Below are 14,171 nucleotides of genomic sequence, written 5' to 3'. Positions count from 1 at the left end.
ACCAACAATTTAACCATGTTTAAAATGAACCAAGAATCAGAACGGAACCAGACACGGAGACAGCAAGTACACTCACTTGTAATACAGCGAGGGATCAGCTGGTTTTTCATGTGTCTGCTATTGTTTAGTTTTCCCGTGCACTTATGGGCACAGGAAACTGTAAAGGGAAAAGTAATAAGTGCGCAGGACGGTCAAGCCTTACCGGGCGTATCGGTGCTTGTAAAGGGGAAGAAGGCAGGAACTAGCACAGATGCAAATGGAAATTTTGCTATTCAAGCCGCAAAAAATGAAATCTTGATTTTCTCCTTTGTGGGACACAAACCAAAAGAGGTAACCGTTGCGGGGCCTGTTGTAAATGTTACCTTGGATCAAGATAGCCAAGGTTTGGATGAAGTTGTCGTGGTAGGATATGGCCAACAAAAACGGGGTAATATCACTGGGTCAGTAGCAACCATGAATACTGAAAAATTAACGGAAAGACCACTTCCACGAGTTGATCAGGCCTTGGTTGGACAAATGGCCGGTGTCCGTGTCAAACAAACTACCGGGAATCCCGGGCAAGGTTTGAGTGTCCAGGTACGTGGTGTTGGTTCAATCTCCGCCGGAAATGAACCGCTGTACGTTCTGGACGGCTTCCCGCTATCGGGAGCAACGCCTAATCAAAATGGTGGCTATTCTACCGGCAATCCATTGGATAATATCAACCCGAATGATATCGAATCCATCCAAGTGCTAAAGGATGCGTCATCGGCAGCTATATACGGTTCCCGCGCAGCCAATGGAGTGGTTATTATCACGACTAAAAAAGGAAAGTCTGGAAAGCCGTCCATTAATTTAAATACCTACGTAGGCTATAATGAGCGCAGTAAAAAGCTTGATATGTTAAGTGGTCCGGAGTGGATAGATCGTGCTATTGAAATGATCAATTACCAATGGGTCACCTCCGGCTCGGGTAGAACGGCCGATCAAACAACGGAAGAAAGACGTGCTATTCTGGGCATAGCAGCTGATCAGGTCGATACACGGTACATGATTGATGATCGTTGGGTACAGCCGGGTTATCCAGGACTAAATATTATTGATTGGCAAGATGAAACTTTCCGTAAAGGTTTAGTGCAAAATTACCAACTTTCTGCTAGTGGCGGTACCGACGCGGTTAAATATTATGTTTCGGGTAATTACAACGGACAACAAGGGATGGTGAAAGAGCAGGACTTTACCTCCTATGCGGCGCGTGCCAATGTAGAGGTGAAAGCTAATGAAAAACTGACTTTTGGTATTAATTTAACCCCCACCTATTCGATTAATAACGATCCGGGTGTGGAAGGAAAAGATAATATCCTGCATCAGTTAGTTTCATTTACACCGGTACAGGAAGCAAGTGCCGGCCTATATCCTAATGTTGGTGACAACCCTCAATACCGCTGGAGTACTTCGGCCAACAGTCCGGTAGGTAAATTAGAGCAAACCTTGGCCGTGACCAAACGCTTCCGTACAGTCGGGTCTTTATTTGGTCAATACGAGATTGTTGATGGACTGAACTTCAAAACAACCCTCAATTTAGACCATGTGGATAATACCTTTAAGCGTTATATTCCTTTTACGATTACCGGTAGTTTACCGAATAGGCAATCGGATTTAACCAAACGTACTTCCGGAACGTATAGTACTTTCAGAAGACAAACACTGGTTAATGAAAATACGTTGAATTATAATAAGACGATTGCCAATGACCACAGCATCTCTGCGCTTTTGGGTTTTTCTTATAACTCCGATAAACTGGATAATGCAACCATGTCATCCCAAAACGGCTATGGAAGTAGTACCATTACGACCTTGAATTATGCATTGGGCGTGACGGGTAATACAACGGAAACCAAGAATGTCTTACTCTCCTATTTCGGACGTTTGCAATACGCGTATCAAGATAAGTACTTACTGAGCGTGTCGGCTAGACGAGATGGTTCATCTCGCTTTGGTGCAAATACCAAATGGGGCTGGTTCCCTTCTGCGTCTATAGGCTGGCGTGTGTCGCAGGAAGATTTTATGCAAAGTATTAAGGGAACATTGAGTGATCTTAAATTGCGTGCCAGCTGGGGTAAGTCGGGGAACTACAACATTGGCGACTATAGTAGCCTGTCGGTCCTCGGAAACTATGCCTACTCTTTAGGTGGGCAGCTGGTTACAGGATTAGCTCCTAATGGTATCGTGAACCCCGATTTAACTTGGGAAAAGTCGAATACATTTGATGTCGGACTTGATTTAGGGTTCATTAATAACCGTATTACCGCTACAATCGATTACTATGATCGTAAGAGTACCGGACTGCTCTTGAACGTGCCGGTGTCGCAAATCACGGGCTTTGCGTCTTCCCTGGATAATGCAGGAAGCGTACGTAACAGAGGATGGGAATTGGAAATCAACAGCCAAAATATTACAGGGACGGCGGATGCATTTCAATGGAGTACTTCTTTTAACTTGAGTCATAACAGCAATAAGCTGACTTCATTACCTAACGGGCAGTCGCAAATCCTGATCCCATCTTCTTTTGATATCTCACATAGTATTTTACGCGTGGGCGACCCGATGTACAGCATTTATGTGGTTCGGCAAGAGGGTATTCTATCGCAGGCCGACATTGACAACGGAGCGGCTTTGTATGGAAATCAAACAGCGGGTGATCCGAAATATTTTGATGCCAACGGTGATGGCATCATTAATGAGAACGACCGTGTTATTGTAGGTCAGCCTAATCCAAAATATACATGGGGTATTACCAATACCTTCCGATATAAGGGCTTCGATTTGAGTGTACTCGTACAAGGCCAGTGGGGCGGTGGTATCTACTCTTTATTTGGTCGGGCTGTTAACCGGACCGGAACCGGTATTGTGGATAATGTGCTGGGCAGCTGGCGCGATCGCTGGCGCTCACCGGAGGACCCGGGGGCCGGTGAAGTAGGAAAGACAACCGGAACTTTCGGCCGAATCAAAAATACGGATTGGTACTATCCTTCCGACTACATTCGGGTACGGAATATCACATTGGGTTACGATTTGGGACGGATCATTCCGAAGACAACTTTCCAAGGTGCGCGCATATTTGTTACGGCTGAGAATTTCTTTGGTCATGATAAATACAAAGGTGGTTTTAACCCAGAAGCAACGAACACGAACTTAAGTGGTAGCACGCAGTTTCCGGAAGCGGGTGATTATGGCGGTCTACCGATTCCGAAATCGTTGATCTTCGGATTGAACGTAACGTTTTAACGATAAGTCCTCGTCAGACAACATACATAGTGATGATCATTATTAAAGATATAAAGTGATGAACAAGATTTTTTTAGTGCTATTGGTCCTTGCGGTTCTTACAGGTTGTGAGAAGGAGCTCGATCAACAACCTATTTCTGATCCTACGACAGAAACTTTCTATGCAATTCCCAATGATTTTATTCAGGGAGCAAATGCCATATATGCTGCTTTGCGCGGCTATCCGGACCGACAATTAAATTTATCGGAAACACGTTCTGATAATTTATATGCTGTATCAGATGGAGGTGTGCGTGATTGGGAAGGCATCAACGGATTTCACCGCAATCTGGCAGCGAATCCGTATATCGCGGAAGCTTGGTTAACCAACTACAATGGTGTTAACCGTGCGAACGTCTTACTTGAACAACTAGATAAAAATGGGCACATAGTAACCGACGAAAATTTGAGAGGTCGCTTACAAGGTGAAGCCCGCTTCTTGCGCGCCTTCTTCTATTTTGATCTCTTGCGTTGGTTTGGGCGGGTCCCGATCGTCGATCGCGTTATTACAGCAAGTGAAGCAGCTACCATTCCACAAAGTGATATTGCTGCAATTTACGACTTTATTATTGCGGATCTGCAAACGGCAATTCCTCTTTTGCCCTCGAAAAGTGAGTATGCAGGAGTTGATCGCGGTCGCGTCACCAATGCGGCGGCGCAAACGCTCTTAGCTTTGGTATATATGACCCGCTCGGGCCCTAATTTAGGTGTAAATGGGTCTGGCTTAGCTACTAACAATTGGCAAGAGGCAGCTGCTTTATTGGATGAGGTGATCGGTTCGGGTGAATACCAATTTTTGGAGGGTAACAATGCCTATGCTTCCATTTTTTCTTACGATAATGAAAACAATGCCGAAGTGGTATTTGATGTTCAGTATATCACAGGGCAAAATCCGGTAGCAGGAGCCACTTTTGCGTGGCTGTTAGCTCCTGACACATGGTTTAATGCCAATGGACATCCCAATCAGGGCGGTTTGACCATTCGTCCGGTATCGAATGATTTGTTGAATTCGTATGAGTCAGGCGATGTTCGAAAGGCCTTTTCTATTCAAACAGGATACGTTTATAATGGGGTGGCGGAAACCAGATCATTCTTTAAAAAATATATTGATTTATCCCGTGTGCCGAATAATCGCGAAGACTGGCCCATTAATTTCATTGTTTGGCGTTTTACCGACATCTTAATGTTAAGGGCTGAATGTACACTGCATGGTGCTTCCGGATCACAAGCGGAGGTAGATCAGGTGGTCAATCGGGTTCGTGCAAGAGCGGGTTTAGCGCCTAGGAGTCAGGTAGACCTTGCCGGTTTGATGGAGGAAAGACGAAAAGAATTTGCTGCCGAAGGATCAAGGTGGCACGACTTGATTCGAAGTGGTCTAGCGGAATCGGTCATGAGTAGCTGGATTGAAAAAGAGGACGTTCAGTCACGTATTGATCCCTTTCAATTAAATTATACACTTTATCCCATTCCGCAAGCCGAATTGGATGCGAAGCCAGGGGTGTATACGCAGAATGGAGGGTATTAATGGGAGTTGTAAGTCATAAGTGGTAGGTTTTAAGCTCAGCTTATCCAACGACCGGTGTAGGCGAATTATAGGTGACAAATCGTCACTCGACAAGGTATATTAATTAGCTAATGTGAGCCACTTGTGACTTACATACATGTGTTAACATAAGGGATACTTATAGCGTATAACTTTAAGTTTGGTTTAACCAACGGCCTGTGTGTGTGGATTATAGGTGACAAATCGTCCTTCGACAGGGTATATTAATTAGCTAATGTGAGCCACTTGTGACTTACATACATGTGTTAACATAAGGGATACTTATAACGTATAACTTATTACTTAGAACTCAAAAGGTATGAAAAAGCATTTATTGTTTTTCTTTGCTCTGCTGCAGGTAGCGATCCTACCTGCGCAACCATTATTGGAAACCGGCGGAAAGGAAATGCCGGATGAATGGGTCGACAACGTAACACATCATCGGGTGATGCGTTTGGTGCGGAGGCAGGGAATCAATTTGAGCTTCTATTTTCATAACAATCCTTTTGTAGGAAATGAGATGGTTTTTTACGGAAGTAATGAGCGACAGAAAGAAAGTTATACCGGAGAGCTAAAGAATAAGGCACAAGAAATTTATAACCTTAATGTGAAAGACAAGCAGCTTTATGTAGTTAATTTAGAAAACTTGAAAGTTCGCCGGTTAACGCAAGAATCCGGAAAAATCCAAGGGGAAATCGTGCATGCAAAAAGCGGGAAAGTATATTATCAATGTCAGGATAGCGTATTCAGCGTAGCGGTAAAAACAGGTAAAAAGGAACTGATCTTTGTATTTCCGGCAGATTTCAAGGCCTCGATTACAACGATCAATGCTGATGCTTCCCTACTAGGCGGAGCCTATGCCACGGAGGAAGAGAAAGAAATTTCAAAACGCTATCCGGAAAAGAGCCAGTATTTCAATCGCATTTATGAAGCAAGATTACCGAGAACATTATTTACCATCGATATCAAAACAAGACAACTGCAAAAGATATTTACGGATAGCGCCTGGTTAAATCATGTACAATTTTCTCCTACAGATCCCAACTTATTAATGTTCTGTCACGAAGGCCCTTGGCATAAGGTCGATCGGATCTGGACCATTAACGTAAAAACAAAAGCTACGCCCAAACTCATTCATAAACGTAGCATGGATATGGAAATTGCGGGCCATGAATGGTTCAGTAAGAACGGCAACTACATATGGTACGATCTGCAATTGCCTCGCGGTCAAACATTTTTTGTAAGTGGTACGGATCTTAAAACCGGAAAGGAGATAAAATACCAATTGCAACGAAACGAATGGTCTGTTCACTACACCTCCGCAGTTGATGATAAAACCTTTGCTGGCGATGGCGGCGATCCAGGGTCGGTAGCTAAAGCACCGGACGGACAATATATTTATCTTTTTAAACCTCAAGGTGATCATTTTGAGGCGGAGCGCTTGGTCAATATGAAACATCATAATTATAAGTTGGAACCGAATGTGCATTATTCACCAGATGGGAAATGGATTATATTTCGGGCAAATTTTGAGGGCTTTGAAGGTATATATGCAGTTGAGATAGAAAAGCGAAGAACTAATGACAGTCAATAGAAAGAAATTCATCCACACCTTATCCTTTTCTTTGGCGGCACTGTGGGTGCAAGGGGGAAGAATGCTCCATGCGCGAACCAAAGATGATGCCCCAATATCAGATTTTGCAAAAAGTTGAAGCCAGTTGGTAGGGCTTTGGAATTGCCCGGTTACTATGTATGGTGCAATAGCCCAATTGAAGCTCCGGATGGTAAAACGCATGTGTTTTTCTCACGATGGAAGGCAGATCTGGGAATGAGCGGATGGATCAAAGGCTCTGAAGTCGCTCATGCGGTAGCAGACGCTCCTGACAAGCCATTTGAGGTACTCGAAACGGTATTAGCCCCGCGTGGCACCGGGTTTTGGGACGCCACGACTTGTCATAACCCACTGATAAAGAAAATAGGTAACACTTATTATCTTTTTTATATGGGAAACTCTAATGGTAAAACCAATACAAAGCGCATTGGTTTAGCCACATCCTCTTCCCTCGACGGTCCATGGACACGCACCGATGCGCCTATTCTCTTGCCGGGTGCAGCGGGCGCATGGGATGATCATTGCACCACAAACCCAGCTTGGGTAAGAGGAAAAGATGGCAGAAATTGGCTCTACTACAAGTCATGGAATACCCACGACTATGAAACAACAAAGGGACCGATCCGGGGAAACAGAAAATATGGCGTAGCCTTCGCCGATAAGCCGGAAGGTCCGTATGAGAAGTATGTCCATAATCCGGTTATTGATTTTTCAGCAAAGGGAGCTAATCGCCAGTTTGAGGATGCCTTTGTTTGGCGTGAAGGGGACAAGTTCAAAATGATTGCGCGCGACATGGGTGTCTTTAACCATGAAGTAGGACTGATTATGGAGTCTGATGATGGATTGCATTGGTCAGAACCACAAATAGCTTTTCAGCCATTGAGTCATTATGTACAAGAACCACCAGCCCCCGCACACTTGAAGCGATACGGCCGCTTAGAGCGACCCATGCTTTTATTGGAGGATGATCAACCGGCGTGGCTTTTTGGCGCCTCGCAAGGCGGAAAGTATCAAACATCCAGTGCTTTTATTTTTAAATGTGAGGTATAACCAATAAAATCCTGAATTATGATGAAAACTATTCTTTTACAAAAAAATCGCTGGCTTGCCGGCTTTTTAGGAATGGCCGCATTGCTAGGGGCCTGTTCTAAATTACCACAATCAGACAACAACCATCCTTATATGGAAAATGGGCGAGTTATTGCTTTCCCGGGAGCAGAGGGCTTTGGCCGCTTTGCACAGGGTGCTCGTGGAGCCGCTAATCCTTCGGTCTATATAGTCACTAATCTGAATGATAATGGCCCCGGGTCATTTCGTGATGCAGTGAGTCAGCCGGGTCGATTTGTCGTTTTTGCGGTAAGTGGCATCATTCGTTTGCAATCTAATTTAAGTGTCGCAGCGAATACAACTATTGCCGGACAAACGGCTCCCGGTAAGGGCGTTGTACTCTATGGTCGTAAAGTCACCTTTACCGGAGCAAACAATTCCATTACCCGCTATATGAGAATTAGGCTGGGAGTGAATGGAGGTGCATCGCGCAATGATGATGCTTCAGGCGTAGCTAATGGTAAAAATATGATTTTTGATCATGTATCGTTTTCTTGGGGGCAGGATGAGGTCTTCTCCATTAACTGGGATAATAAAGGAAATGAACCCGATAGCATAACTATACAGAATTCCATCATCGGACAAGGCCTGCATCGGCATAATCACTCGGCAGGCGGTCTGATTCAAACGGTGAATGGAAAAATTAGTATGCTAAAGACCCTTTATCACAGCAATAAAACCCGCAACCCTAAAGTAAAAGGGTATAATGAATTCGTTAATAATGTAGTATACAATTATGGAAATTTAGATAATCCAATGGGACATACCGTTTCAGGGGATGCTTATATTATGGGTGGATCGGCCGGTATTTCTGAGGTTAATATTCTCAATAATTACTTTATTTCCGGTCCACTTACGCCACCAAAAAACACACCTTTCTCACGTGGTACAGGAACTTTTTATCTGCATGCCGCGGGAAATTACTTCGATCCTAATAAGAACGGCGTTTTAGATGGTAGCTTGGTACCCTTCGACACCATCGGATATCCAGGATTAGCGGATTCAAATTTTGTACAACAGCCTTTCGCCTATCCGGCAAAAACGCCGAGCATGAACGCGGAACAAGCTTATCATTATGTATTGAATAATGCCGGTGCTACCTTGCCAAGCAGAGATGAAGTCGATTTATCGATGATCAATGAGTTGCGCTCAAAAGGAAAGCAGGGCAACTATATTTATACGGAATCTGATGTAGCCTTACCTAATGATGGGCTGGGATCTTTTCCCGAAGCCACTGCATTGAAAGATACCGATCAGGACGGGATTCCTGACGTGTGGGAGCAGCGTTTAGGGCTCAATGCAAATGACGCTACCGATGCGCTACAAACTAATACGTCTTTCCCTCAATACCTAAATATAGAAGTTTATATTAACGCTTTAACACCAACATCGAGATAGTGCCAAAAAACGATTCATTCATGTATAACAAGTTAAACAAAACGTATTCTTTTTTATCAAAACGATCTTTCCAATTCAGGTTTTTATCTTTCATTTTTATGTTAGCTTGGTCAATTAATAGTTACGCGCAAGAGAAGGCATGGACTTCCGCTAAGCAACCGGAGCAGGAAATAGAAATGCTTAAGCGACAGATTAAAGCGCCTGTTTTCCTAGAACGGGATTTTTTGATAACGGACTTTGGTGCGGTTGGTGACGGACAAACCAAAAATACCGAAGCCTTCAAAAAAGCGATTGAAGCCTGTCATAAAAGCGGTGGAGGAAGGGTCGTTGTTCCTTATGGAAAGTTTCTCACCGGTGGAATATACCTAAAAAGTAATGTAAATCTACACTTAGCGGACAGTGCCACGATTATATTCAGTCGGGATAGCTCGGATTATCCGATTGTTTTCACGCGTTGGGAGGGGATGGAATGTATGAACTATGCCTCGTTTATCTATGCTTATGGGGAGGAGAATATTGCCATTACCGGAAATGGTATACTGGATGGGAATGCCAATAACGATTATTGGTGGTGGTGGTGTGGTGCTAAAAAATACGGTTGGCGAGAAGAGCTCGGTAAGCAAACTCCTGCGCGGAATGCTTTGCATGAGATGATGCATGAGGAAGTAGATCCCAAAAAGCGGATTTTTGGTGATGGGCATTATTTACGACCTAATTTTATACAGCCCTATCAGTGTAAAAATGTATGGATTGCGGATGTGAAGTTGATTAACTCACCCATGTGGAACCTTAATCCCGTATTGTGCGAAAATGTACTGATTGAAAAGGTAAAAGTGATTAGTCATGGGCCCAATAACGATGGCTGCGATCCGGAAGCTTGTAAAAATGTATGGATACGCGATTGTTATTTCGATACAGGCGACGATTGTATTGCCATTAAATCGGGAAGAGATGAAGACGGCCGCAATATCGGTCGCCCGGCAGAAAATCATATTATCGAGAATTGTGTGATGAAAGATGGGCATGGTGGCGTCGTCATCGGTAGTGAGATTGCTGGAGGCGCTAAGAACATTTATGCTATCAATTGTGAAATGGATAGTCCTAACTTGGATCGTGTCTTGCGGATAAAGACGAGCTCGAGCCGTGGAGGGATCATTGAAAATGTATTTATGAAAAATGTACAGGTCGGCACGTTCAAAGAAGCCGCTGTCAAGTGCAATATGTTTTATGAAAAACCGGGGAATCACATTCCTACGATCCGTAATATTTGGGTAGAAAATCTGAACGTCGAAAAAGGTGGGCAATACGCGCTGATGGTTGCAGCCTATCAGCAGTCGCCGGTAACGAATCTGCGAATGATTAATTGCAATTTAAAAGGAATTAAAGAACCCTTTAAGGTCGACCATGTTAAGAACCTTGTCTTTGAGGATGTGAAGATCAATGGAAGGGTGATGGAGGCGCCAAAAGGAGTTAATTAGTTATTGGTTATTCGTTATTGGTTATTCGTTTAGCGTAAAGCGATCTTCATTCAGCCGCTCAAAGGTTTAGCGTGTAGGCCCGAATGGCCATATGGAATGAGTGTTTGAATTTTATTTGATACTTTGTTGTTGGTTAAAATATAGGGAATCGTCGAAGGAATTAACTTTCATATAAATAAAGATCGGCCTCAAAAGGTTCGGGTAGCACAAGCTATGTAACGGCATAGAGGCTCAAAGAACATTTTCAGCCGAGAGCTTTCTTTGTTACTTTCTTTCGCGGAGAAAGAAAGTAAATAATTGGTTATGATAAAAAAAAGAACATTTTTTCTGAGCATGATCATATCGATAAGTATGATATTATCGAGCGATCCATCCTACGCGCAGGAAAATGACCATAAGCCTTTATGGCACGGTATAGAACGAGTGGTACATTACAAACCCGAGGGCGAAGACTTTGTGTTGGTGCAAGGGAGGCGGCGATTTAATCGCGCCTTGTATGGCACGAATACGGCTTTTCGCGTGGAAGCGGGCGATTTGCCTGAATTTGCTTTATACTTGCCGGGCATGGGCGGTAACTTACAATTTGTGCTGACCGATGGTAAGAACTATAAAAGACTGATTGATGCGGATCATATTGAAACTCGGTATCGTCCGGGGACAATGATTTACTGGATTAAAGATACACTGTTAGGTGATGGACGATTGACGGTGCAAGTTTTGGCACAAGCGGAGAATGAAGGTTTGATTCTTCGCGTAGAGGGAAGAAATATCGCACATTCAATTAAACTTTGGGCCATCTATGGAGGAGCTAGTGGGCAAAATTTCAGTCGTGCCGGCGACATAGGTGCCGACCCGGAATCGAGCTTTTATTTATTGCCCCAGAATTGCGAAGCGAATACGTTTACCCTAAACAATCGCGGATTCCATTTGAACTTTTTAAATAAGAAAAAGCAAACGCAGGAATTGTTCGGTGCTTTTTCCGGACAACCGTCCCTGAAGCTGCTAAATGCAGATAAGCTGACGGAGTTGCCTGAATTATGGGAAAGTTCATCCATTGATCGTCCGGTGTTGGGTGCTCAATATCTGCTAAAAGACGAACACCCGGTTTATATAGCAATCCAACGGGAAAAAAGTCAGGCGCCATTGGAAGTAGTTTTTCAACAGGCTGAAGAAAAACGGAAGGGCTTAACGGAGCGCGTAAAGCTTAAAACCCCCGATCCTTATATCAACACGCTGGGTGGTGCATTGGCGATTGCGGCGGACGCCATATGGGAGTTTCCAACCTACTTACACGGCGCCGTGGCTTGGCGCATGCGCTTAAATGCCTGGCGAGGGGCTTATGTGGCTGATCCGCTGGGCTGGCATGATCGCGCTAAATTGCATTTTTCAGCTTACCTTCGTTCTCAGGTACTGGAGCCTGAGAAGGGGCCAGTGGTACCGGATACCTCGCGGCATTTGGCAAGACAGCTTGAAGAGATGGGCACAACCGTGTTCTCCAGTGGATATATCTCTAGAAATCCCAATGATAATACCAAACCGCATCACTATGATATGAACTTGGTGTTTTTTGACCAATTATATAACCATTTTCAATATACAGGTGATACCGCCTTTATAAAAGCTAGCTGGCCTGTCATCAAAAGGCACCTGGCATGGGAGAAACGGAATTTTGATCAGGACGGTGATGGGCTATACGACGCGTATTGCGCCATTTGGGCAAGCGATGCCCTGCAGTATAGTGGTGGTGGCGTAACGCACACCTCGGCCTATAATTATCGGGGTTTTGAGATGGCGGCGCGACTCGCCGCAATCGTTGGTGAAGATCCAAGCCCTTATAAACAGGAGGCTGCTAAAATTAAGGACGCAGTAAACAAGTATTTGTGGTTAAAAGATAAAGGCTGGTATGCCGAATATAAGGATCTCTTAGGTGAGGGCTTAAGGCACGAGCAACCAGGATTGTGGACAATCTATCATGCGCTGGATACCCGCATGGCTACACCCTTTCAGCGCTATCAGTCGTTAACTTATGTTGACGAGCATATTCCCCATATCCCCATACGGGCGGCCGGCCTATCGGAGCAGCAACTTTACACGTTGTCTACAACAAATTGGCAACCGTACACTTGGTCGATCAACAATGTGGCACTTGCTGAAAACCTACAAACGGCTCTTGCGTACTGGCAGGGAGGCAAAGCGGAAGATGCCTTTCGATTGTGGAAAAGCAACCTTATAGAAAGCATGTACTTAGGTGCCAGTCCGGGTAATTTTCAGCAATTGTCTTTCTATGATGCGCAAAGAGGCGAGTTATACCGTGATTTTGCCGATCCGATCGGCGTCGCAGCGCGCACATTAACGGAGGGGCTATTCGGCATTTTACCGGATGCATTAGTTGATACGCTTACTATACGTCCCGGTTTACCACAATCGTGGAATGAAGCGGATTTAGATGTTCCCAATATAAGTTTTTCTTTTAAGCGCTCGGGATTGCTTGATCACTATGAAATCACGCCAAGATACCAAAGGAGTATGAACTTGAAATTGCTGTTGCGCACTAAAAAAGCGGCAGTAAAGCAGGTAAGGGTGAATGGAAAAGACGTTAACTGCACATGGATAGAGGAAGCACTGGGGCAGCCGACACTTCAGGTGTCGATACCCAAGACTGCAAGCTACAACATTGAGATCGAGTGGGCTGATAAAGAAATAGCCGAACTGGGCTATCAAAATAGTGTCGTTTTGGGGCAGGATCTGAACTTGGATATCCGTGAAGCACGGCTTGAAGAGGTGTACGATCCACAACGAGTATTGGTGGATTCCTCAAATGAGAAACGGAAGTTTTCCTTCAAGCGAGTGGGGAAATCATTGTTCTTTGTAAAGCTTAGACAAGGGAATGCGCAATGGTGGATGCCTGTGGATGTACGCGTTGAAGATGCTTATCGTCGCAGCGCGTCTCTGGAGAAAGCAGCTATACGGACAGGAAAATATGAAATGCTGGACTTAAGTAAGGAGTTCAACGGAAAAATAACAGAATTGTTTAAGCAACGTTACTTAAGTCCACGACCGGGTGCGCCGACCTTACAACTACCTTGGCAAGGTATCGGTAATTGGTGCTATCCCTTGATTGAACCTGTTTTAGATGATCAAGGGACCAAACGGTTAGCGAAGGCACAGGGTCATATACGCTTGCCAAATGGTGTACCAATAAAATTATCGGTTGATGGAAACGATATCCTGTTTACCTCGCAGTGGGACAACTACCCAACAAAGAAGACCCTTGCCCTAACAGGCAAAGCCTCGCATGTTTATTTGCTAATGGCCGGCACCACCAACCCCATGCAGAGCCAGTTCATCAATGGCCTAGTGACTATTGTTTACGCGGACGGGACCAAAGAAAAGCTGGAACTCCGAAATCCCGATAATTGGTGGCCGATCGAGCAGGATTATGAGGATGATGGTTATGCTTTTTCCCTACTGAAGGAAAAACCCTATCGGTTGCATTTGAAAACCGGCCGGTTCGTACGCGGAGGGGAAGGAAGTTATGATGAAATCAAGGGATTTACGAAGCGGGCAATCGACGGTGGCGCCGCCACGCTATTGGACTTCTCGCTCGATCCGACGAAGGAACTGAAGACACTTGAATTGCGAGCGATAGCCAATGATGTAGTAATAGGCTTGATGGGAATGACACTAGAAGTTGTTGAGTAGGGAATTATTCATTCGTGTTCACTTT

Annotated in this window: 7 protein-coding genes; all 7 read left to right on the top strand. The window is 44.5% G+C overall.

What is annotated here, in order from left to right; translation table 11 throughout:
- Positions 1-24: 24 nt before the first annotated feature.
- The 7 genes from QT327_RS08020 to QT327_RS07990 all read left to right on the top strand — a co-directional run bounded on the left by QT327_RS08020 (position 25) and on the right by QT327_RS07990 (position 14,146).
- The gene (locus tag QT327_RS08020) at positions 25-3,267 is read left to right on the top strand and encodes a SusC/RagA family TonB-linked outer membrane protein (RefSeq protein WP_130858178.1); all 3,243 of its coding nucleotides are present in this window, start codon (positions 25-27) and stop codon (positions 3,265-3,267) included.
- A 58-nt stretch (positions 3,268-3,325) separates the two neighbouring features.
- The gene (locus tag QT327_RS08015) at positions 3,326-4,831 is read left to right on the top strand and encodes a RagB/SusD family nutrient uptake outer membrane protein (RefSeq protein WP_130858177.1); all 1,506 of its coding nucleotides are present in this window, start codon (positions 3,326-3,328) and stop codon (positions 4,829-4,831) included.
- Between the two features lie 337 nt (positions 4,832-5,168).
- Positions 5,169-6,443 carry an oligogalacturonate lyase family protein gene (locus QT327_RS08010; RefSeq protein WP_130858176.1) on the top strand — a complete coding sequence of 425 codons (1,275 nt, stop codon included), beginning with the start codon at positions 5,169-5,171 and terminating at the stop codon, positions 6,441-6,443.
- A gap of 114 nt (positions 6,444-6,557) precedes the next feature.
- On the top strand, positions 6,558-7,511 hold the full coding sequence (locus QT327_RS08005; RefSeq protein ID WP_289552569.1) for a glycoside hydrolase family protein: 954 nt from the start codon (positions 6,558-6,560) through the stop codon (positions 7,509-7,511).
- 18 nt (positions 7,512-7,529) lie between these two features.
- The gene (locus QT327_RS08000) at positions 7,530-8,966 is read left to right on the top strand and encodes a pectate lyase family protein (protein ID WP_130858174.1); all 1,437 of its coding nucleotides are present in this window, start codon (positions 7,530-7,532) and stop codon (positions 8,964-8,966) included.
- A 98-nt stretch (positions 8,967-9,064) separates the two neighbouring features.
- A complete protein-coding gene (locus QT327_RS07995; protein ID WP_242627391.1) occupies positions 9,065-10,444 on the top strand; it encodes a glycoside hydrolase family 28 protein in 1,380 nt (459 codons plus the stop codon).
- A gap of 303 nt (positions 10,445-10,747) precedes the next feature.
- Positions 10,748-14,146 carry a DUF4450 domain-containing protein gene (locus QT327_RS07990; RefSeq protein ID WP_130858172.1) on the top strand — a complete coding sequence of 1,133 codons (3,399 nt, stop codon included), beginning with the start codon at positions 10,748-10,750 and terminating at the stop codon, positions 14,144-14,146.
- Positions 14,147-14,171: the final 25 nt, after the last annotated feature.

It is taken from the genome of Olivibacter sp. 47 (assembly GCF_030372825.1).
Lineage (GTDB): Bacteria > Bacteroidota > Bacteroidia > Sphingobacteriales > Sphingobacteriaceae > Olivibacter > Olivibacter oleidegradans.
Note: the sequence above shows the minus strand (reverse complement) of the source record. Positions and strands in the feature narration are given on the sequence as shown.

Bases quoted from the DNA above. Each gene is read 5' to 3' on its own strand.
- QT327_RS08020 (WP_130858178.1), top strand. From the start codon at position 25: ATGAACCAAGAATCAGAACGGAACCAGACACGGAGACAGCAAGTACAC.
- QT327_RS08015 (WP_130858177.1), top strand. From the start codon at position 3,326: ATGAACAAGATTTTTTTAGTGCTATTGGTCCTTGCGGTTCTTACAGGT.
- QT327_RS08010 (WP_130858176.1), top strand. From the start codon at position 5,169: ATGAAAAAGCATTTATTGTTTTTCTTTGCTCTGCTGCAGGTAGCGATC.
- QT327_RS08000 (WP_130858174.1), top strand. From the start codon at position 7,530: ATGATGAAAACTATTCTTTTACAAAAAAATCGCTGGCTTGCCGGCTTT.
- QT327_RS07995 (WP_242627391.1), top strand. From the start codon at position 9,065: ATGTTAGCTTGGTCAATTAATAGTTACGCGCAAGAGAAGGCATGGACT.
- QT327_RS07990 (WP_130858172.1), top strand. From the start codon at position 10,748: ATGATAAAAAAAAGAACATTTTTTCTGAGCATGATCATATCGATAAGT.